20 protein-coding genes are annotated in these 20448 nt (G+C 70.8%); 12 read left to right on the top strand and 8 right to left on the bottom strand.

Going from position 1 to position 20448, the window contains the following annotated elements; genetic code table 11:
- Window positions 1-57: 57 nt before the first annotated feature.
- The gene (fasR, locus tag SCK26_RS26000) at window positions 58-1263 is read right to left on the bottom strand and encodes a fatty acid biosynthesis transcriptional regulator FasR (protein WP_318203743.1); all 1206 of its coding nucleotides are present in this window, start codon (window positions 1261-1263) and stop codon (window positions 58-60) included.
- Window positions 1264-1366: 103 nt separating this feature from the next.
- On the opposite strand from fasR, the gene SCK26_RS26005 reads away from it, so the two are divergent.
- Entirely contained in the window at window positions 1367-2023 is a 657-nt protein-coding gene (locus SCK26_RS26005) for a pirin family protein (protein WP_412080784.1), read from the top strand.
- Window positions 2024-2045: 22 nt separating this feature from the next.
- Here SCK26_RS26005 and SCK26_RS26010 read toward each other — a convergent pair whose 3' ends face one another.
- Window positions 2046-2867, bottom strand: a complete 822-nt coding sequence (locus SCK26_RS26010; RefSeq protein ID WP_318203745.1) for a serine hydrolase domain-containing protein — start codon at window positions 2865-2867, stop codon at window positions 2046-2048.
- A gap of 131 nt (window positions 2868-2998) precedes the next feature.
- Between SCK26_RS26010 and SCK26_RS26015 the strand changes: the two genes are divergently transcribed.
- The gene (locus SCK26_RS26015; protein WP_318203746.1) at window positions 2999-3463 is read left to right on the top strand and encodes a MerR family transcriptional regulator; all 465 of its coding nucleotides are present in this window, start codon (window positions 2999-3001) and stop codon (window positions 3461-3463) included.
- The gene (locus SCK26_RS26020; protein WP_318203747.1) at window positions 3460-4476 is read left to right on the top strand and encodes an aldo/keto reductase; all 1017 of its coding nucleotides are present in this window, start codon (window positions 3460-3462) and stop codon (window positions 4474-4476) included. Before SCK26_RS26015 ends, SCK26_RS26020 begins: the two co-directional genes overlap by 4 nt.
- A gap of 256 nt (window positions 4477-4732) precedes the next feature.
- Here SCK26_RS26020 and SCK26_RS26025 read toward each other — a convergent pair whose 3' ends face one another.
- The 3 genes from SCK26_RS26025 to SCK26_RS26035 all read right to left on the bottom strand — a co-directional run bounded on the left by SCK26_RS26025 (window position 4733) and on the right by SCK26_RS26035 (window position 7595).
- A complete protein-coding gene (locus SCK26_RS26025; protein ID WP_318203748.1) occupies window positions 4733-5581 on the bottom strand; it encodes a DUF4429 domain-containing protein in 849 nt (282 codons plus the stop codon).
- Between the two features lie 66 nt (window positions 5582-5647).
- Entirely contained in the window at window positions 5648-6865 is a 1218-nt protein-coding gene (locus SCK26_RS26030) for an alpha/beta hydrolase (RefSeq protein WP_318203749.1), read from the bottom strand.
- Window positions 6866-6968: 103 nt separating this feature from the next.
- The gene (locus SCK26_RS26035) at window positions 6969-7595 is read right to left on the bottom strand and encodes a TetR/AcrR family transcriptional regulator (RefSeq protein WP_318203750.1); all 627 of its coding nucleotides are present in this window, start codon (window positions 7593-7595) and stop codon (window positions 6969-6971) included.
- Window positions 7596-7721: 126 nt separating this feature from the next.
- Here SCK26_RS26035 and SCK26_RS26040 point away from each other — a divergent pair, with 126 nt between their 5' ends.
- Window positions 7722-9341, top strand: a complete 1620-nt coding sequence (locus tag SCK26_RS26040; protein ID WP_318203751.1) for an MFS transporter — start codon at window positions 7722-7724, stop codon at window positions 9339-9341.
- 223 nt (window positions 9342-9564) lie between these two features.
- Window positions 9565-9873, top strand: coding sequence for a small hydrophobic protein (locus tag SCK26_RS26045; RefSeq protein ID WP_318203752.1), 309 nt, complete (start codon window positions 9565-9567; stop codon window positions 9871-9873).
- On the opposite strand, the gene SCK26_RS26050 is transcribed toward SCK26_RS26045, so the two are convergent.
- Both SCK26_RS26050 and aceE read right to left on the bottom strand, forming a co-directional pair.
- Window positions 9870-10670, bottom strand: coding sequence for a potassium channel family protein (locus SCK26_RS26050; RefSeq protein WP_318203753.1), 801 nt, complete (start codon window positions 10668-10670; stop codon window positions 9870-9872). The two genes, SCK26_RS26045 and SCK26_RS26050, sit on opposite strands and share 4 nt — an antisense overlap.
- Window positions 10671-10738: 68 nt before the next feature.
- Entirely contained in the window at window positions 10739-13486 is a 2748-nt protein-coding gene (gene aceE / locus SCK26_RS26055; protein WP_318203754.1) for a pyruvate dehydrogenase (acetyl-transferring), homodimeric type, read from the bottom strand.
- Window positions 13487-13896: 410 nt separating this feature from the next.
- Here aceE and SCK26_RS26060 point away from each other — a divergent pair, with 410 nt between their 5' ends.
- The 6 genes from SCK26_RS26060 to SCK26_RS26085 all read left to right on the top strand — a co-directional run bounded on the left by SCK26_RS26060 (window position 13897) and on the right by SCK26_RS26085 (window position 18379).
- A complete protein-coding gene (locus SCK26_RS26060) occupies window positions 13897-14334 on the top strand; it encodes a DUF3052 domain-containing protein (RefSeq protein ID WP_318203755.1) in 438 nt (145 codons plus the stop codon).
- A gap of 153 nt (window positions 14335-14487) precedes the next feature.
- Window positions 14488-14946: a peroxiredoxin gene (locus SCK26_RS26065; RefSeq protein ID WP_318203756.1), complete on the top strand. Its 459-nt coding sequence runs from the start codon at window positions 14488-14490 to the stop codon at window positions 14944-14946.
- A 134-nt stretch (window positions 14947-15080) separates the two neighbouring features.
- Window positions 15081-15656: a TerD family protein gene (locus SCK26_RS26070; protein ID WP_189996775.1), complete on the top strand. Its 576-nt coding sequence runs from the start codon at window positions 15081-15083 to the stop codon at window positions 15654-15656.
- A 104-nt stretch (window positions 15657-15760) separates the two neighbouring features.
- Complete coding sequence (locus SCK26_RS26075) at window positions 15761-16339, top strand: TerD family protein (RefSeq protein ID WP_318203757.1); 579 nt, start codon at window positions 15761-15763, stop codon at window positions 16337-16339.
- A 74-nt stretch (window positions 16340-16413) separates the two neighbouring features.
- Entirely contained in the window at window positions 16414-17553 is a 1140-nt protein-coding gene (locus SCK26_RS26080; protein WP_318203758.1) for a DUF475 domain-containing protein, read from the top strand.
- A gap of 88 nt (window positions 17554-17641) precedes the next feature.
- Entirely contained in the window at window positions 17642-18379 is a 738-nt protein-coding gene (locus tag SCK26_RS26085) for a TerD family protein (protein ID WP_318203759.1), read from the top strand.
- A 15-nt stretch (window positions 18380-18394) separates the two neighbouring features.
- On the opposite strand, the gene SCK26_RS26090 is transcribed toward SCK26_RS26085, so the two are convergent.
- Complete coding sequence (locus SCK26_RS26090; protein WP_318203760.1) at window positions 18395-19102, bottom strand: TerD family protein; 708 nt, start codon at window positions 19100-19102, stop codon at window positions 18395-18397.
- Between the two features lie 174 nt (window positions 19103-19276).
- Here SCK26_RS26090 and SCK26_RS26095 point away from each other — a divergent pair, with 174 nt between their 5' ends.
- Complete coding sequence (locus SCK26_RS26095) at window positions 19277-20443, top strand: HpcH/HpaI aldolase/citrate lyase family protein (protein ID WP_318203761.1); 1167 nt, start codon at window positions 19277-19279, stop codon at window positions 20441-20443.
- Window positions 20444-20448 lie beyond the last annotated feature (5 nt).

A 20448-nucleotide genomic window follows, 5' to 3' on the forward strand; every position in this document is an offset into this window, starting at 1 on the left:
GCCCGTGGGGACAGGGACGAAGAACACGAAGGGCTTTTGTGGAGCCCCGACAAAACCTTATGTCTGGGGTTCACCATCGGCCAGACGCCCCAGGATGAGCGCGATCCGTAGTGTGAACGCGGATCTTACATCCGAGGGGGACCAGCCGGTGACGTCAGTCACACGTCGGAGCCGGTAGCGCACGGTGTTCGGGTGAACGAAGAGCATTCTCGCCGCGCCTTCGAGACTGCTGGCCTGCTCCAGGTAGACACTCAGCGTTTCCAGCAGTGCCGAGCCCGCCTCCTCCAGCGGTCTGTAGATCTCCTCCACCAGTTGCTCGCGGGCGCTCGGATCGCCCGCGATGGCGCGCTCCGGGAGGAGGTCGTCGGCGAGCACCGGCCGCGGCGCGTCCTGCCAGGCGAAGCAGGCCTTCAGTCCGGCGGCGGCGGCCTGCGCGGACCGGGTGGCGGCCAGCAGGTCGGAGACCACGGGACCGGCGACGACCGGTCCGGCGGCGAACGGCCCGATCAGCGAGCGGGCGACGGCCAGCGGGTTGTCGCTGCCGCCCGCGATGACCACGAGCCGGTCGCCGAGCACCCCGGTCAGCACCTGGAGCTTGGCGTGCCGGGCGGCCCGCCGGATGGCCTCCACGGTCAGCTCGCTGTCCCCGTCCGGCGCGGTCCCGAGCACCACGCACACGTGCTCCGGCGAGTTCCAGCCGAGCGCGGCGGCCCGGCTGACGGCCCCCTCGTCGGCCTCCCCGCTCAGCACGGCGTTCACCACCAGCGACTCCAGTCGCGCGTCCCAGGCACCGCGTGCCTCGGCGGCCTGGGCGTAGACCTGGGCGGTGGCGAAGGCGATCTCCCGGGCGTACACGAGCAGCGCCTCGCGCAGCACGCTCTCGTCGCCCGGGGCGGCCACCTCGTCGATGGCGGACTCCATGACCTCGATGGTGGTGCGCACCATCTCCACGGTCTGCCGCAGGGTGATGGCCCGGGTCAGCTCGCGGGGCGCGGTCCCGAAGACGTCGGTGGAGATGGCCTGCGGGGCGTCCGGGCGCCGGAACCACTCGGTGAAGGCCGCGATGCCCGCCTGCGCGACGAGCCCGATCCAGGAACGGTTCTCCGGAGGCATGGCCCGGTACCACGGCAGGGTCTCGTCCATCCGCGCGATGGCCTGCGCGGCGAGACTCCCGGAGGACTTCTCCAGCCGCTTCAGGGTCGCGGTGTGCGGGTGGGCGGGACGGGCTGCGGGGTCACCGTGGTGGGATTCGGGTTCGGGCACGGGGACAAGACTGCCTTATCGGGACGGGGCCGTGCGCCGCCGGGTGCGGTCCCCGGCGGCCCGGCCCGTGGCCCGCCCGGCCGGCGGGACTACCGTGGGAGCCGTGACGACGGACGTACGCCGCGCCGGTGAGCGCTATCGCGGAGGGGACCCGGAGGCCGGGATCGACACCCGGCACGCCTTCTCCTTCGGACCGCACTACGACCCCGACAACCTGCGGTTCGGCGCGCTGATCGCCTGCAACGAGGAGCGGCTGGCTCCCGGTGCCGGTTTCGACGAGCACCCGCACAGCCACACCGAGATCGTCACCTGGGTCGTCGAGGGCGAGCTGACCCACCGCGACTCGACGGGCCGCGAGACGAGGGTGCGCGCCGGTGACGTACAGCACCTCGGCGCCGCGGCGGGGGTGCGGCACGTGGAGCGCAACGACGGCCCGGTCCCGCTGACCTTCCTCCAGATGTGGCTGACCCCCCGGGACCCCGGCGGCACCCCGTCCTACACCCTCGTCCCGGCCGGCGCGGACTCCTTCGCGTACCCGGTCCCGGCCGCGGACGCGGTGCTGCACGTACGGCGGCTGGGGCCCGGGGAGGAGACGGCGGTGCCGGACGCGCCGCGGGTGTACGTCCATGTGGTGCGCGGCGCGGTCCGGCTGGCCGGGGAGGAGCTGGGCCCCGGCGACGCGGCGCGGATCACCGGTGCCGAGGGACTCCGGGCGCTGGCGCCGGCCCCGGCGGAGCTGCTGCTCTGGGAGCTGACGTAGCCCTCCGACCGTCGTGGCCCCGTCAGCCGCGCAGTTCCGCGAGCACCGCGTCCGTGAAGGCCGGCCACGCCTCGATGGCCCAAGGGCCGAACGCGCGGTCGGTCAGGGCGATCCCGGCCGCCCGGGCGTCGGGGTCGATCCACAGGAACGTACCGGACTGCCCGAAGTGTCCGAACGTGCGCGCCGAGGACGAGGAGCCCGTCCAGTGCGGGGACTTGCCGTCGCGGATCTCGAAGCCCAGCCCCCAGTCGTTGGGGTTCTGGTGCCCGTATCCCGGCAGCACGCCCTTGGTCCCCGGGTACTGCACGGTCATCGCCGCCGCCACCGTCCGCGGGTCCAGCAGCCGGGGCGCCTGCACCTCCGCCGCGAACCGCAGCAGGTCCTCGACCGTCGACACCCCGTCCTTCGCCGGCGAGCCCTCCAGCGACGTGGCCGTCATGCCCAGCGGCTCCAGCACGGCCTGGCGCAGATACTCCGCGAACGGCATCCCGGCGGCCTCGGCGATGTGCTCCCCGAGCTGCTCGAACCCGGCGTTGGAGTACAGCCGCCGTTCCCCGGGCGGCGCCGTCACCCGGTGCTCGTCGAAGGCCAGACCCGAGGTGTGCGCGAGGAGATGACGGACCGTCGCTCCGGGCGGACCGGCCGGCTCGTCCAGTTCGATCGCGCCCTCCTCGTAGGCGACGAGCGCCGCGTAGGCCGCGAGCGGCTTGGTGACGGAGGCCAGCGGGAAGCGGTGCCCGACGGGACCGTGCGTCCCGAGGACGGTCCCGTCGGCTCGTACGACTCCCGCCGCGGCGGTGGGGACGGGCCAGTTCTCGATCAGCGCCAGACTCTGCAACGACATGCGTCCGAGCCTATGCGGCCCACGGCGCCGGCCGCATCGACGGGTCCGGTCCCCGCTTCCGCGCCCGGTCCTGCGGATTTCTCACCGGAGCGGCTTGCTTCGAGTGCACTCCAAGGCCATAGCGTGGAGGCATGACGGTGATGCAGACCACGCCAGCGGCCACCGAGCACGCCACCCCCGCCGACATCTGCTCCGCCCCTCCCCGGCGCCACCCCCGGCCCGACGGCCAGGACCGCTACACGATCAGCGAGGTCGTCGCGTTCACCGGCCTGACCGCGCACACCCTGCGGTGGTACGAGCGGATCGGGCTGATGCCGCACGTCGACCGCTCGCACACCGGCCAGCGCCGCTACAGCAACCGCGACCTGGACTGGCTGGACTTCGTGACCAAGCTCCGGCTGACCGGCATGCCGGTGGCGGACATGGTGCGGTACGCGGAACTCGTCCGCCGTGGCGAGGACACGTACGCGGAGCGGCAGGCCCTGCTGGAGTCGACCCGCCGGGACGTCCTGAACAGGATCGCCGAACTGCGGGACACGCTCGCCGTACTCGACCGCAAGATCAGCTTTTACGCGATGGAGGGAACTTCTCGATGACCGACGCCAGGATTCCGACGGTACGACTCGGCGCGGACGGACCGGAGGTCGGCGTACAGGGCCTGGGCTGCATGGGCATGAACTTCGGCTACGGCCCGACGGACGCCGGCCAGGCCCGTGCCGCGCTGGACCGGGCGCTGGAGCTGGGCGTGACGCTGTACGACACGGCGGACGCCTACGGCGACGGGGAGAACGAGCGGTTCCTCTCCCCGTTCTTCAAGGCGCACCGGGACGAGGTGGTCGTCGCCACCAAGTTCGCCCTGTCGATTCCGCCGGACGACCCGACCAAGCGGATCATCCGCAACGACGCGCCCTACATCCGCCAGGCGGTCGAGGCCAGCCTGAAGCGGCTGGACATCGACGTGATCGACCTCTACTACATGCACCGCCGCGATGTGAACGTCCCCATCGAGGAGACCGTCGGCACGATGGCGGAGCTGGTCCGCGAGGGCAAGGTCAAGCACCTCGGGCTCAGCGAGGTCACCGCGGACGAACTGCGCACCGCCCACGCCGTGCACCCGATCGCGGCCGTGCAGTCGGAATGGTCCCTGTTCAGCCGGGACATCGAGGCCAGGGTCGTACCGGCCGCGCGGGACCTGGGCGTGGCCCTGGTGCCGTACTCGCCGCTCGGTCGAGGCTTCCTCACCGGCTCCTTCACCAACGCCGAGCAGGACCTCACGTCCGACGACTTCCGCCGTCAGCACCCCCGCTTCACCGGCGCCAACGCGTCCGCCAACGCGGCCCTGCTGGAGCCGATCCGGGCCGTCGCCGAGGCCCGCGGCGCCACTCTCGGCCAGATCGCCCTGGCCTGGGCGCAGCAGCGGGCGTCGGTCGCCGGCCTGACCGTGGTGCCGATCCCGGGCACCCGCAAGCCGGGCCGGGTCGAGGAGAACGTGGCGGCGACCCGCATCACCCTGACGGAAGAGGAGCTGACCGCACTGGAGCCGATCGCCGCCCACGTGGCAGGCGACCGCTACCCGGACATGCGCTTCGCCTCGGCGGGCCGCGAGTAACGACCCTTGGCCGGGCCGAGCGGGCGGCCGGTCTGGGCTGGTCAGCCGGTCTGGGCGGGCCGGATAGGCCGGCCGAATGAGCCTGACCGGGCGGCCCCGGGCGGACCCGCCGGTCCGGCTACGCCGGTCGCCTGGCCGCCGCGTGGGCCGTCGGCCGCGCGGCCCACGGCCGTCGGTCGCGTGAGCCGGTCCGTCCGGGCGGCCGGTCACGCCGGCCGGTCTGCTCGGCCGGCGGGCTGGCGGGAGGCCCGAAGGGTCACAGCTCTGCCAGCAGTTCCGCCTTCTTGCTGGAGAATTCCTCGTCGGTGACCAGTCCGGCCTGGTGCAGTTCCCCCAGGTGCCGGATGCGTTCGGCGATGTCGGCGGGATCGCGCCGGGCCGGGGCCGGTATCGCGGGCACCGGCCCCCGGGTGCGCACGGCGGCGAGCACCGCCGCGGCGAACGGCAGCGACTCGTGCACCGGGCCGTAGCCCAGCCCGAAGACGACGGCCGCCGGGTCCTGGTCGGGCTGCGCGGGCGCCGCCGGATCGGCCGACCGCCTGATCAGCCGCAGGTGTCCCTCGAAGACCTCCGGCGACCGCCACTCCACCCCGCTCAGCTCGGTCACCGCGAAGCTCTGGTCGCCGGCCTTCCACTTCGCCGAGGACGCCCCCGTCCAGGACCAGCGGAACTGTACCGACGTCCCGTCGAAGGACGCCTTGCCGTCGTACGCCTTGAACTGGAGCGGTGCCCCGGGCGCCGCGACCAGGTGCCGGTCGGCGGGGCCCGACTCGGTGAGCAGCCCCTTCAGTTCGTCGGCGTAGTACTCCGCGAGGGTCTCCCGCTCGGCCGGCAGCACCAGCCGGTAGGGATCGGAGCCCTCCTTCAGCTGCCCGTCGGCCGCCTCCATCAGCGGATCGGCGCCTGCCCGCGGCCGCAGGCGCAGCACGACCGTCCCCCGCCTGCCCGGGTCCAGCGTCACGCCCTCGACCGCGGCCAGCGGGATCCGGCGCTCGCCCAGCGCCTGGAACAGCTTCGGTGTTCGAATCCCCCGTTCGTAACGGATGAGCACGGAGTCGGACTCGAACTCCCAGACGGCATGAAATCCCGCCAGTACGTCACCCATGCGGCTCATCGTATGCGGCACGTGTCCCTCCGTCGCCACCCGCGCAGACCGCACTTCCCGCTGTTTCTACGCGCGTTCGGCCGTCGGCGTGCCGGACAGACCGGACCGGCACGCATCGTCCTCCCGTGCGCACGTCACCTCGCTGTACGCGCCCGCCCCGACGGCGGCGAGATTGCGCAGGCTGTCCGTGCCGGGCTGGAAGTAGCCGCTGTGCCCCTCGGCGTCCCGGGCCGACAGCACCCGCGCCCCGAACCCCGCCGACACCGGGTCGGCGCCATGACCGAGGCCGCCCAGCTCCAGATAGGGCACGTCGCGCACCCAGTCGCTGGCGTCCCGCATGGCCCACACCCGGGCCGTCGTGCCGAGGCCGGCGGCGCCGGCGGCACGCATGCCGGGGCTCGCGGCCACCGCTATGTCGGCGACCCGGCGGGGCATGTCGCGTGCGGCGACCCCGCAGAGCACCGAGCCGTAGCTATGACAGAACATCGACACCGGGGCCCGGCCGGGCAGCGCGCGCAGCAGCGCGTTCAGCCGTACGGCGCCCTCCTCGGCGCGCAGTCCGGTGGCCGCGTCCACCCCGAGCCCGTCGGGCGAGGTGTAGTCGGCCCAGGCGATCACGGCCGTGCGGGTCGTGGGTCGCACCGTCCGCTCGGCCGCGTACAGCGCCTTGGCCATGCCGACCGGGGCGGTGTAGGGGCGGTTGGTCCGCTGGAAGGTGAGCAGGTCGGTGTCCACGCCGGGGACGACGACCGAGATCCGCCGGGCCGAGGCGAGGTCGCCGAACACCTCGGCGATCCGGCCCGATCCCTCGGGGTCGAAGGCCAGGATCTGCCGGCCCGCGCTCAGCAGGGATTCGTAGCGGTGCATCCGCCGGCCCGCGTCCTGCTGGCCGGCCGTGCTGAGCCGGCTGTCGTGCATGCGCCCGCGTTCGCTCTTGCGGGCCTGCTCCAGCGCGAGGTGGTTGGCCCGGTAGCGCAGCGACACCGGGGCGCCGTTCATGTTGCCGACCGCGAGCGGATAGCGGCGGGCCAGCCGGTCGCGGTCGCCCGGGGTGAGCGAGCCGAAGAACCGGGCGAGCCGGGCCGGGGCGGCCTCGGGGTCCGGCAGCCTCAGGCCGTGCAGGTGGCCGTGCTGCCACTGGGCGAGCGAGGCCGCGAGCGCCGACGACTCCCGGTGGGTGCGCAGGGCGGTCCAGCCGGTGGTCGCGAGCATCACGAACACCACGGCCAGCGCCGGCAGGGCGCGCCAGATGTTGAGGTGCGGGGAGGTGTCGAAGGAAGTCACTGGGAGGACACACTAGGAGAGCGAGCGGGTCTCGGGGTAACCGAGTGACAGGGATCACGTTTCGGCGGTCGGCGGGCACGGAGCGGGCGCTCTGCCAACGATCTCAGGCGGTCCGCCAGTTTCCGGTCAGCGCCGAACCCACCTGATCGAGGTACGACGTGGTGAGCGTCCGAATCACCTCGGGTCCGGAGTCCTCGCTCGTGCACCACTGCCGTTCGGTGACCCGCATCACGCCGCCGAACACGGCCACCGCCAGCCGGGGCCGGGGGTCGGTGTCCATGTCGACGCCCTCCCGCTCGGCCAGCACCCGCGCGAGCGCCTCCTCCGTCGCGGCCAGCCGGCGCAGCCGGGCGGCGAGCAGCGGCGGCTCGGCCTCGATCGTCCGGTACATGCTCAGGTGCAGCTCGACCGGCACCACCGACTCGACGGTCTCGCGCATCTCGTCCCAGCTGTCCAGGAACGCCTGGCGCAGGGCCCGCATCGGCGCCTCGTGCGGCGGGCGGGTCCGTACGGCCGCCACGAACGCCGCCTCGGCCATGTCCTGGACCGCGAAGGCCACGTCCTCCTTGCCCGCGAAGTAACGGAAGAAGGTGCGCTGCGAGACGTCGACGGCCTCGGCGATCTCGTCGACGGTCGTCCGCTCGTACCCCTGTGTGGTGAACAGTTCGAGAGCGGCCCGCAGCAGCGATTCCCGTGTGCGCCGCTTCTTGCGCTCGCGCAGCGTCTCCATCGGCCACTCTCCTGGTGAACGAGGGCGGAACGTCCGTCCGGCCCGGTCTGACCCCCATTTTTCGTGTCAGTAACCGACTAGTGAATTGGTTTGTCAACTGTCAGCGGCTGTCACTAATCTGAGTGTATGACTAGTCAGACCACCATCGACGCGACGGGGCCGGGGGACGGGACGCCGGCCGCTCCGTCCGGGCCGCAGCCGGCCGCGGGCCTGCGCGGCCACCCGTGGCTCACGCTGATCACCGTCGCCGTAGGGGTCATGATGGTGGCCCTCGACGGCACCATCGTGGCCATCGCCAACCCGGCCATCGGCAAGGACCTGCACGCCAGCTGGGCCCAGCTCCAGTGGATCACCAACGCCTACTTCCTGGCGCTCGCGGTCTCGCTGATCACCGCCGGCAAGCTGGGCGACCGCTTCGGCCACCGGCAGACGTTCCTCATCGGTGTCACCGGCTTCGCCGCCGCCTCCGGCGCCATCGGGCTGTCGGACAGCATCGCCGCGGTCGTCACCTTCCGTGTCTTCCAGGGCCTGTTCGGCGCGCTGCTGATGCCGGCCGCGCTCGGCCTGCTGCGGGCGACCTTCCCGGCCGAGAAGCTCAACATGGCGATCGGCATCTGGGGCATGGTGATCGGCGCCTCCACGGCCGGCGGCCCGATCCTCGGCGGTGTCCTCGTCGAGCACGTCAACTGGCAGTCGGTGTTCTTCATCAACGTGCCGGTCGGCGCCCTCGCCCTCGTGCTGGGCATGCTGATCCTGCTCGACCACCGCGCCGAGAACGCCCCGCGCTCCTTCGACCTGCTGGGCATCGCCCTGCTCTCCGGCGCGATGTTCTGCCTGGTCTGGGCCCTGATCAAGGCTCCGGCGTGGGGCTGGGGCGACGGCAAGACCTGGCTGTTCCTGATCGCCTCGGTCGTCGGCTTCGCCCTGTTCGCCCTCTGGGAGAAGCGGGTGCGAGAGCCGCTGATCCCGCTGGCGCTGTTCCGCTCGGTCGCGCTGTCCGCGGGTGTGGTGCTGATGGTCCTGATGGCCATCGCGTTCATGGGCGGTCTGTTCTTCGTCACCTTCTACCTGCAGAACGTCCACGGCATGAGCCCGATCGACGCGGGCCTGCACCTGCTGCCGCTGACCGGCATGATGATCGTCGGCTCACCGCTGGCCGGCGTCCTCATCACCAAGGCCGGCCCGCGGATACCGCTGGCGGGCGGCATGGCCGTCACCGCGATCGCCATGTACGGCATGTCCACGCTGGAGGAGAACACCGGCAGCGGTCTGATGTCCGTGTGGTTCGCCCTGCTCGGCCTCGGTCTCGCCCCGGTCATGGTCGGCGCCACGGAGGTCATCGTCGGCAACGCCCCGATGGAGCTGTCCGGTGTCGCGGGCGGTCTCCAGCAGGCGGCCATGCAGATCGGCGGCAGCCTCGGTACGGCCGTGCTCGGCGCGGTGATGGCCTCCAAGGTCGACCACACGCTGGCCGGCAACTGGGCGGACGCCGGGCTGCCGGAGCTGCCCCCGCAGCAGCTGCACCAGGCGGCCGAGGCGGTTCAGCAGGGCGTCGCGCCGGTGGCCGAGGGCACTCCGGCACCCATCGCCGAGAAGATCACCGAGGTGGCGCACCACACCTTCATCGACGGCATGAGCCTCGCCTCCCTCGTGGCGGCGGGCGTGGCCGCGGTCGCCGTCCTCGTCGCGCTGCTCACCAAGCGCGGCACCAACGCGGAGGCGGGCGCGGGCGTGGGCCACATCTGACGGTCCCTCCCGGCGGAGTTCGCCTATCAGGGTGACTCCTCTGAAGATCGCTGGATCCCGGCGCGCGCCGCAGGTCACAGTGGGTCAACTCCTGCGCAGGACAGGGGAGGGCCACGGGGCCGCGGCGCGCGCTGTCGGAGGGGGACAGCGCGCCCGGTCTGCTCCGGCGGAACCGGGGTACCCGCACCGTGGAGCCGAACTGTCCATATGCCTCAGGGAGTTGATGATGGCAGGCTTCGGGCAAGGAACACGCGGGTACCCCCGGTCGCGAGGCCGGACGTGGCAACGCACCGGGCCGGACCGCGCGACGCTCGGGATCATCGGCGCGATCTGCGCGGTGGCCGGCTTCTTCGCGCTGGGGATCGTCCTCGGTCCCGTGGCGATCTTCTGCGGCTGGCAGTCGATGGGCCGCAGCTGGTCCGGCGAACGCAATGTGCCGGCGCTGGTCGCCCTGATCCTGGGCGCGATCGACACCCTGCTCGCCGTCATCGCCCTCGCGGGCGCGGCGACCTGGGGCAACGGGCTCCTCTAGGGAGCTTGCGGCCCGTTGCCGGGCGCGGGTCCGCTGTGGCTGTCGGCACAGCCGCCCGCGCCCCTTCGGGGTGCCGCCTCCGTCAGCCGCGCCACCTCGGCGCGCAGCAGCCGCACCTCCTCGGCCAGGGAGGCGATCGCCTCCGTCTGCCGGCGCTCCTCCACGTCGTCCTTCTCGAAACGCGAGATGAACCACGCGGCGATGTTCGCGGTGACGACACCGAGCAGGGCGATCCCGGAGAGCATCAGACCGACCGCGATCATCCGCCCGAGCCCCGTCGTCGGCGCGTGGTCCCCGTATCCGACGGTCGTCATCGTGGTGAACGACCACCACACCGCGTCACCCAGTGTCCTGATGTTCCCGCGCGGCGACTCCCGCTCCACGGACAGCACCGCCAGCGAGCCGAACATCAGCAGGCCGATCACGGAGCCGACGACATACGTGGTCAGCTTGATCTGCGGGGCCATCCGCGCCCGCCGGCCCACCAGCAGCAGCGTCGACACCAGCCGCAGCAGCCGCAGCGGCTGCAGGACCGGCAGCACGACCGCGCACAGGTCGACCCAGTGCCGTCGCACGAACGCCCTCCGTTGCGGGGCGAGCGCCAGCCGGACCAGGTAGTCCAAGGCGAACGCGCCCCACACCACCCACTCGACCCCGGTGCACAGGGCCGTCAGGGAGCGCCCGGCGGAGGCGTCCACGATGGGCACCGCGTAGGCGACGGCGAACGCCACCGTGAGCGCCAGCAGCGGCCGTTCGCTATACCGCTCCCAGCGCGCCTGGGCGGACAGTTGCTCCATGGCCGCATCGTAAAGAAACGGTAAGCCCCGCGCCCCGGGAGGGGCGCGGGGCTGTGTCCGGAATGCGGCTACGCGTCGCCTCCGGCCGCGCCCGGGTCCGCCGCCGCGACGTCCAGCAGCCGGTACCGGTCGATGGCCTGCTTCAGCGCGGACCGGTCGACCTTGCCCTCGCGCGCCAGCTCCGTGAGCACCGCCACCACGATCGACTGGGCGTCGATGTGGAAGAAGCGGCGCGCGGCGCCCCGGGTGTCGGCGAAGCCGAACCCGTCGGCACCGAGGGACTGGTACGTGCCGGGCACCCAGCGCGCGATCTGGTCCGGAACCGATCGCATCCAGTCGGACACGGCCACGAACGGACCCTCGGCGCCGCCGAGCTTGCGCGTCACGAACGGCACCCGCTGCTCCTCCTCCGGGTGGAGCAGGTTGTGCTCCTCGCAGGCCACGGCCTCGCGGCGCAGCTCGTTCCAGGAGGTCGCGGACCACACGTCCGCCCGGACGTTCCAGTCCTCGGCCAGGATCCGCTGGGCCTCCAGGGCCCACGGGACCGCCACGCCCGACGCCATGATCTGCGCCGGGATCGCGCCGCCGGTGGCCTCGCGGATCCGGTGGATGCCCTTGACGATGCCCTCGACGTCCACGTTCGGCGGCTCGGCCGGGTGCTGGATGGGCTCGTTGTAGACGGTGAGGTAGTAGAAGACGTCCTCGCCGTGCGGGTGCTCGGGCGAGCTGCCGTACATCCGGCGCAGGCCGTCCTGGACGATGTGCGCGATCTCGTAGGCGTACGCCGGGTCGTAGGCCACGCACGCCGGGTTGGTGGAGGCCAGCAGCTGGGAGTGGCCGTCCGCGTGCTGGAGGCCCTCGCCGGTCAGGGTCGTACGGCCGGCGGTCGCGCCCAGGACGAACCCGCGCGCCAACTGGTCGGCCATCTGCCAGAACTGGTCGCCGGTGCGCTGGAAACCGAACATCGAGTAGAAGACGTACACCGGGATCAGCGGCTCGCCGTGTGTGGCGTACGCCGATCCCGCCGCCGTCAGCGAGGCCGTGCAGCCCGCCTCGGAGATGCCGTCGTGCAGCATCTGGCCGGTCGGCGACTCCTTGTAGGCGAGGAGGAGTTCCCGGTCCACGGACTCGTACTGCTGGCCCAGCGGGTTGTAGATCTTCGCACTCGGGAAGAAGGAGTCCATACCGAAGGTGCGGTACTCGTCCGGCGCGATCAGTACGAACCGCTTGCCGATCTCCTTGTCCCGCATGAGGTCCTTCAGGAGCCGGACGAAGGCCATGGTCGTCGCGATGGACTGCTGGCCCGTGCCCTTCTTCACGGTCGCGTACGCCTTGTCGTCCGGCAGGGCGAGCGGCCGGGAGCGCACGACGCGCGTCGGGACGTAACCGCCGAGGGACCGGCGGCGGTCGTGCATGTACTGGATCTCCTCCGAGTCCGGGCCCGGGTGGTAGTACGGCGGCGGGCCGGACTCCAGCTCCTTGTCGGAGATCGGCAGGTGCAGCCGGTCCCGGAAGCGCTTGAGGTCGTCGACCGTCAGCTTCTTCATCTGGTGCGTGGCGTTGCGGCCCTCGAAGTTCGGGCCCAGCGTCCAGCCCTTGACCGTCTTGGCCAGGATGACCGTCGGCTGGCCCTTGTGCTCCTTGGCCGCCTTGAACGCCGCGTAGATCTTGCGGTGGTCGTGACCGCCGCGGCCCAGGTGCAGGATCTGGTCGTCGGTCATGTTCTCGACCATCGCGCGCAGCCGGTGGTCGCCGCCGAAGAAGTGCTCGCGGATGTAGGACCCGGACTCGGTGGCGTACGTCTGGAACTGGCCGTCCGGGGTCGTGTTCATCTTGTTGACGAGGATGCCGTCCCGGTCCTGCGCGAGCAGCGGGTCCCAGGAGCGGTCCCAGATCAGTTTGATCACGTTCCAGCCGGCGCCCCGGAAGACCGACTCCAGCTCCTGGATGATCTTGCCGTTGCCGCGCACCGGCCCGTCCAGCCGCTGGAGGTTGCAGTTGACCACGAAGGTCAGGTTGTCCAGGCCCTCCCGGGCGGCCAGGGAGAGCTGGCCGAGCGACTCCGGCTCGTCCATCTCGCCGTCGCCGAGGAACGCCCACACGTGCGACCGCGAGGTGTCGGCGATGCCGCGCGCCTGCATGTAGCGGTTCATCCGCGCCTGGTAGATCGCCCCGAGCGGGCCGAGGCCCATGGAGACCGTCGGGAACTCCCAGAAGTCCGGCATCGAGCGCGGGTGCGGGTAGCTGGAGAGGCCGTCCGGGTACTTCGACTTCTCCTGGCGGAAGCCGTCGAGCTGCTGCGCGGAGAGCCGGTCGAGCAGGTAGGCGCGGGCGTAGATGCCGGGAGAGGCGTGGCCCTGGAAGAAGACCTGGTCGCCGCCGTCGCCCTCGTCCTTGCCGCGGAAGAAGTGGTTGAAGCCGACGTCGTAGAGCGAGGCGGAGGAGGCGAAGGTGGCGATGTGGCCGCCGACGCCGATGCCCGGGCGCTGGGCGCGCGAGACCATCACGGCCGCGTTCCAGCGGGTGGCGTTGAGGATCCTGCGCTCGATGTCCTCGTTGCCGGGGAAGAACGGCTCGCTCTTGGTGGGGATCGTGTTGACGTAGTCCGTGCTGCGCATCTCGGGCACGGCCACGCGCCTCTCGCGGGCCCGCTCGATCAGGCGCAGCATGAGATAGCGGGCCCGTTCCCGGCCGCGCTCGTCGACGGCGGCGTCCAGGGAGTCGAGCCATTCCTGGGTCTCTTCGGGGTCGAAGTCAGGAACCTGACTCGGAAGGCCGCCAATGATGATCGGATTGCGATCGGGTCCGGAAGCCACGCTGTTCCTTACCTGTCGGAGGGCCGGTTCTCGTTGCAGCTGCCTACACCGCGTTCCCCATCGTGTACCTGGGGAAGCCGTACGTCATCTCCGCGCTCGTCTCGGCCGGCGCACCACCGGTCAAAACGCAACGATACGCCCGGGGTGTGACGTGCTTGGCAAAATTGTTCGAGCGACGTATCCCAGGATGATTCCGAACGGGGCAAACCGGGCACACCGGCGTGATGTGGGTCGGGGAAAAGCGCGATACGGTGCCAGGAGTTGCGACGACCCGGCCGGGATCGTCACCGTTTCGGCGGTCCCGACGGCCGGGTACTTGCGCGATCCGTTCCGCCCGTGTGGACTACGGCCAATGCTTCGCGCACGCGCGTGGCTGAGATACTCGACAAGACATGATCAGGAGGCAACCCGTGAGCGCGACCGCGGACCACGCGGAGGAGCGGACGAACCCTGCCGCCAGGCTGGGGTTCCAGCCCGGGCAGGTGGTCCAGGAGATCGGCTACGACGACGACGTCGACCAGGAGCTCCGCGAGGCCATCGAGGAGGTCACCGGGACTGACCTCGTGGACGAGGACTACGACGACGTGGCCGACGCCGTTGTGCTGTGGTTCCGTGACGACGACGGCGACCTGACGGATGCGCTGGTGGATGCCACCACGTACATCGAAGAGGGCGGCGCGATCCTGCTCCTCACGCCGAAGACCGGCCGTGCGGGGTATGTGGAACCGAGCGACATCCAGGACGCCGCCACGACGGCCGGCCTGACGGCGTCGAAGGGCATCAGCGTGGGCAAGGACTGGAGCGGCTCGCGCCTGGCGACGCCCAAGGCCGCCAAGTCCAAGCGGTGACCGTGTACGGCTGACCGCCGGCCGGGCGGGGCCGCACCAGGCCCCGGCCCGGCCGCCGCGTACCCTCCGGCGGCCGCTGCGTAGGGTGGACCCGAGCGCTTGTGCGTTCATCCGGCACTCCACCCGAACAGCCCACCGAAGGGATGCACGACGATGGCGATCCAGGTCGGCGACAAGGCACCCGACTTCGAGCTCAAGGACAACCACGGCCGCGGCGTGAAGCTCTCGGACTTCCGCGGCGAGAAGAACGTGGTCCTGCTCTTCTACCCGTTCGCCTTCACCGGCGTGTGCACCGGCGAGCTGTGCGAGCTGCGTGACAACCTGCCGAAGTTCACGGACCGCGACACCCAGCTGCTCGCCGTCTCCAACGACTCCATCCACACCCTGCGCGTCTTCGCCGAGCAGGAGGGACTGGAGTACCCGCTGCTCAGCGACTTCTGGCCGCACGGCAACGTCTCGCGCGCCTACGGCGTCTTCGACGAGGACAAGGGCTGTGCCGTCCGAGGCACCTTCATCATCGACAAGGAGGGCGTCGTGCGGTGGACCGTGGTCAACGGCCTGCCGGACGCCCGCGACCTCGGCGACTACGTGAAGGCGCTCGACACCCTGTGAGCCACGCGGGCCCACATCCGGGTTTCCCCGGCTCAAGGTCTGCGGGTGCGGGAACCCGTCACTAGGATCGGCACGTTGATCCCATATCCGAAGCACGACGGGGCTCCCGCCCCTGGACACCACATGGAGGACCCGTGGGAGTCAGCCTCAGCAAGGGCGGCAACGTATCGCTGACGAAGGAGGCCCCGGGCCTGACCGCGGTCATCGTCGGTCTGGGGTGGGACGTGCGGACCACGACCGGCACCGACTTCGACCTCGACGCGAGCGCGCTGCTGCTGAACAACTCCGGCAAGGTCATCAGCGACCAGCACTTCGTCTTCTTCAACAACCTCAAGAGCCCCGACGGCTCGGTGGAGCACACCGGCGACAACCTCACCGGTGAGGGCGAGGGCGACGACGAGCAGATCAAGGTGAACCTGGCCGGCGTCCCGGCCGACGTCGACAAGATCGTGTTCCCGGTGTCGATCTACGACGCCGAAAACCGCCAGCAGTCCTTCGGCCAGGTCCGCAACGCCTTCATCCGTGTCGTCAACCAGGCCGGCGGCGCCGAGATCGCGCGCTACGACCTGAGCGAGGACGCCTCCACCGAGACGGCCATGGTCTTCGGCGAGCTGTACCGCCACGGCACGGAGTGGAAGTTCCGCGCCATCGGCCAGGGCTACGCCTCGGGGCTGCGCGGCATCGCGCAGGACTTCGGCGTCAACGTCTGACCCCGGCAGCGTCACGACACCCGCAGCATCCGGCGCCGCACCGTTTACGGGCGGCGCCGGACGCGCAGGACAACCAGGGACAGCACCAGCAGGGGAGGACCAGCATGGGCGTCACGCTCGCCAAGGGAGGCAATGTCTCCCTCTCCAAGGCCGCACCGAACCTCACCCACGTCCTCGTCGGGCTCGGCTGGGACGCGCGCTCCACCACCGGGGCGCCCTTCGACCTGGACGCCAGCGCGCTGCTGTGCGGGGCCGGCAACCGGGTGCTGGGCGACGAGTGGTTCGTGTTCTACAACCAGCTCGAGAGCCCGGACGGCTCGGTGGAGCACACCGGGGACAACCTCACCGGTGAGGGCGACGGCGACGACGAGTCGGTCCTGGTGGACCTCGCCAAGGTCCCGCTCCACTGCGAGAAGATCGTCTTCCCGGTCTCCATCCACATGGCGGACGAGCGCGGCCAGACCTTCGGCCAGGTCTCCAACGCCTTCATCCGCGTGGTCGACCAGGCCGACGGCCGGGAACTGGCGCGCTACGACCTCAGTGAGGACGCCTCCACCGAAACCGCGATGATCTTCGGTGAGCTGTACCGGTATCAGGGCGAGTGGAAGTTCCGGGCGGTCGGTCAGGGGTACGCGTCCGGCTTGCGGGGCATCGCTCTAGACTTCGGAGTCAACGTTTCGTAAAGCCGCGTACGGCGCGGGGGAAAACCTCCCTCAGACTTCGTCTGGGAGGGCCCCCACGGATGATGGGGTAGCCAGTGCTTCTCAAAACCTTCGGATGGTCGTTCGCGATCACCGCGCTCGGTCTGGTCGCGGCGGCGTTCTACGGGGGGTGGACCGGCTTCGGGGTCGTGGCGATCCTGGCCATCCTGGAGATCTCGTTGTCCTTCGACAACGCGGTGGTCAACGCCGGAATCCTGAAGAAGATGAATGCCTTCTGGCAGAAGATCTTCCTCACGGTCGGCGTGCTCATCGCCGTGTTCGGCATGCGCCTGGTCTTCCCCGTGGTGATCGTCGCCATCACCGCCAAGATGGGTCCGATCGAGGCCGTCGACCTCGCGATCAACAACAAGGTGCGTTACGAGCAGCTCGTCACCGACGCCCATCCGGCGATCGCCGCCTTCGGCGGGATGTTCCTGCTGATGATCTTCCTCGACTTCATCTTCGAGGACCGGGACATCCAGTGGCTGCGCTGGCTGGAGCGGCCCCTGGCCAAGCTCGGCAAGGTCGACATGCTGTCGGTCTGCATCGCCCTCGTCGTCCTGCTGATCACGGCCTTCACCGTCGCCACCCACGCCCACCAGCACGGCGGCCTGCACGTCGACAAGGCCCAGACGGTGCTGATCTCCGGCATCGCCGGCCTGATCACCTACATGGTCGTCGGCGGTCTCTCCGGCTACTTCGAGGACAAGCTCGAGGAAGAGGAGGAGCGCGAGCACGAGCAGGAGGAGGAGGCCGCCCGCAGCGGCGGCAAGAAGCCCGCGATCGTGCTGGCCGGCCAGGCCGCGTTCTTCATGTTCCTCTACCTGGAGGTCCTGGACGCGTCCTTCTCCTTCGACGGCGTGATCGGCGCCTTCGCCGTCACCAACGACATCGTCCTGATGGCGCTCGGCCTCGGCATCGGCGCGATGTACGTCCGTTCGCTGACGGTCTACCTGGTCCGCCAGGGCACGCTGGACGACTACGTCTACCTGGAGCACGGCGCCCACTACGCCATCGGCGCCCTCGCCGTGGTCCTCCTGGTCACCATCCGGTACGAGATCCACGAGGTCATCACCGGCTCCATCGGCGTCGTCCTGATCGCCGCGTCCTTCTTCTCCTCCGTCCGCCGCAACCGCGCCCTGGCCGCCGCCGGCGAGGGCAGCGGCACCAAGGCCGAGGTGTCCTCCGGGGTGTGACAGCCCGGCCGGTGAGGAACGCTCTGAGCGGGGCGGCCGACGCGGTCGGCCGCCCCGCCGGTGTCACAACGGGTACCTGGGGGCGGGAATGGGTTTCTTCGACGGACTGCTCGGCGGGCGCGCCGCCGACTTCGACTCGGGCAGCGCGGCCACCAACGCCATCGAGCTGACCAGGCGGCACCCGACGGTGTCGCTCACCAAGCAGGGCGCGGCCACCGGCAACCTGCGGGTCAACCTCACCTGGCGGATGCGGACCTCCGACTTCGACGGGGCCTCCCGCACCAGCCTGCTGCGCCACCCCTTCAAGGCGCTGAAGCCGCCGGAGATCGTGGGCCACGGCCAGAGCATGGTCAACGTCGACCTCGACCTCGGCTGCCTGTACGAACTCGCCGACGGCAGCAAGGGCGTCGTCCAGCCGCTCGGCGGCTACCTCGGCGACGTCAACGCACCGCCGTACATCAAGCTCAGCGGCGACGACCGGTTCGGCTCCGGTTCCGGCGAGACGATGTACGTCAACCTCGACCACCGCGAGGAGATCAAGCGGCTGCTGGTCTTCGTCTACATCTACGACCAGACCCCCGCCTTCGACCGCACCCACGCCGTGGTCACCCTCTACCCCGGCAACGGCCCCCGCATCGAGATCAGCCTGGACGAACGCCACCCGCAGGCCCGCTCCTGCGCCGTCGTCCTCCTGGAGAACGTCAAGGGCGAACTGATCGTCCGCCGCGAGGTGAAGTTCGTCTACGGCTTCCAGGGTGAACTGGACCGCCTCTACGGCTGGGGCCTGCAGTGGGGCAGGGGCTACAAGACGAAGGTCGACAGGTGAACGGTCACCCCTCGGCTACCGCCCGATGAACTGGGGCCCCTGAGGCGGCATCCGGAAGTACCCGTCCCCCGCCGAAACCGCCGGCACGGGCACCGGCTGCGGATACCCGTACGCCGGAACCGCCGGGGGCAGCGGCAGGGCGGACGTCGGGGGCTCCTGCGCCGCCTCCTCGGCCGCCTCCGACTCGTCCACCGAGATGCCGAAGTCCGTCGCGAGGCCCTCCAGCCCGTTGGAGTAGCCCTCGCCCAGCGCCCGGAACTTCCAGCCCTCCCCGCGCCGGTACAGCTCACCGCAGATCAGCGCCGTCTCGGCCCCGGTCTCCGGCTTGATGTCGAACCGGGCCAGCGGCTCCCCGTCGGCGACCGCCGCGTCGTGGATCGAGATGCCCAGCGCCGGCACCCGGTCGAAGGTGACCCCGTCGGCGGAGGCGACCAGCAGTATCCGCGAGATGCCCGGCTCGACACCGGTCAGGTCTGTCTGGATCGTGTCGGTCAGCCCCTCGGCGACCCGCTTCTTGCCCAGCCGCCACACCGTCCCGGAGGGGTGCCGGGGCTGGTTGTAGAAGACGAAGTCCTCGTCGGAGCGCACACGGCCGTCGGAACCCAGCAGCAGCGCCGACACATCCACGTCCGGCACTCCCTGCCCGGGAGCCCAGCGCAGCACGGCGCGTACCGTGGTGGCCTGGAGCGGGACGTTCGACCCCTTCAGCATCGCGTGCGTCATGCGGTCATCCTGCCCTCTCGGTCCTGGTCACGACAATGCGGGGCGGTGCCGCCGACCTCGGGGAGTTACCGGAAATTCATGCCCGCAGGGAACCTCCGACATGGGTCCCTACGTACTATTACCGGCCACCCTTTACCGAACCCTGAGGTTTGGCCGGAGTCCAAAGGGAGTCCTATGCGTCATTTCGGGCATCTTGCCCCCGAGGTGCGGAAGCGCCTCTTCCACCAGGAGCCGTGCGCGTTCACCGCCGACTCCCCGGCCCGGCTGCTCTCCGCGGCCCTGGGCGCCACGCTGTACAGCCCGGCGACCCGGCCCCGGCTCGCGGACGACATCGTCAAGCAGGCCGGCAACGGCGTGGTCTCGATGGTGCTGTGCCTGGAGGACTCGATCGACGACGCGGACGTGGCGGCGGGCGAGGAGAACCTCGTCCGGCAGTTCGCCGACCTCGCCGCCCGGCCCGCGGCCGAGCCGCCGCTGCTGTTCATCCGGGTGCGCACCGCCGAGCAGATACCGGACCTGGTCCGCCGCCTCGGCCCGGCCGCGCGCCTGCTGTCCGGGTTCGTGCTGCCCAAGTTCACCGAGGAACGCGGCGTCCCCTTCCTGGAGGCCCTGACGGCGGCGGAGAGCGCCGGCGGCCGGCGGCTCTTCGCCATGCCGGTCCTGGAGTCCCCGGAACTGCTGTACCGCGAGTCGCGCATGGAGACCCTGGAGGGCGTCTTCCGCGCGGTCGACAAGTACCGCGACCGGGTGCTGGCCCTGCGCCTCGGCGTGACCGACTTCTGCTCCTCCTACGGCCTGCGCCGGGCCCCCGACATGACCGCCTACGACGTCCAGATAGTCGCCTCCGTGATCGCCGACGTCGTCAACATGCTCGGCCGGGCCGACGGCACCGGCTTCACCGTCACCGGCCCGGTCTGGGAGTACTTCCGCGCTTCGGAACGCATGTTCAAGCCGCAGCTGCGGCAGAGCCCGTTCCTCCAGGTGCAGGCCGCCGAGCTGCGCGACCGGCTGATCGCCCACGCCATGGACGGGCTGCTCCGGGAGGTCTCCCTCGACCAGGCCAACGGCCTGCTCGGCAAGACCTGCATCCACCCCTCGCACGTCCTGCCCGTGCACGCGCTCTCCGTGGTCAGCCACGAGGAGTTCAGTGACGCCCAGGACATCCTGCGGCCGGAACGCGGCGGCGGGGGTGTACTGCGGTCGGCCTACACGAACAAGATGAACGAGGTGCGCCCGCACCGCGCCTGGGCCGAGCGGACCCTGCTGCGGGCCGAGGCGTTCGGCGTCGCCCGCGAGGACGTCGGCTTCGTGGAACTGCTCGCCGCCGGCATATCCGGCTGAACCTT

It is taken from the genome of Streptomyces sp. SCL15-4 (genome assembly GCF_033366695.1).
Classification (GTDB): Bacteria; Actinomycetota; Actinomycetes; order Streptomycetales; family Streptomycetaceae; genus Streptomyces.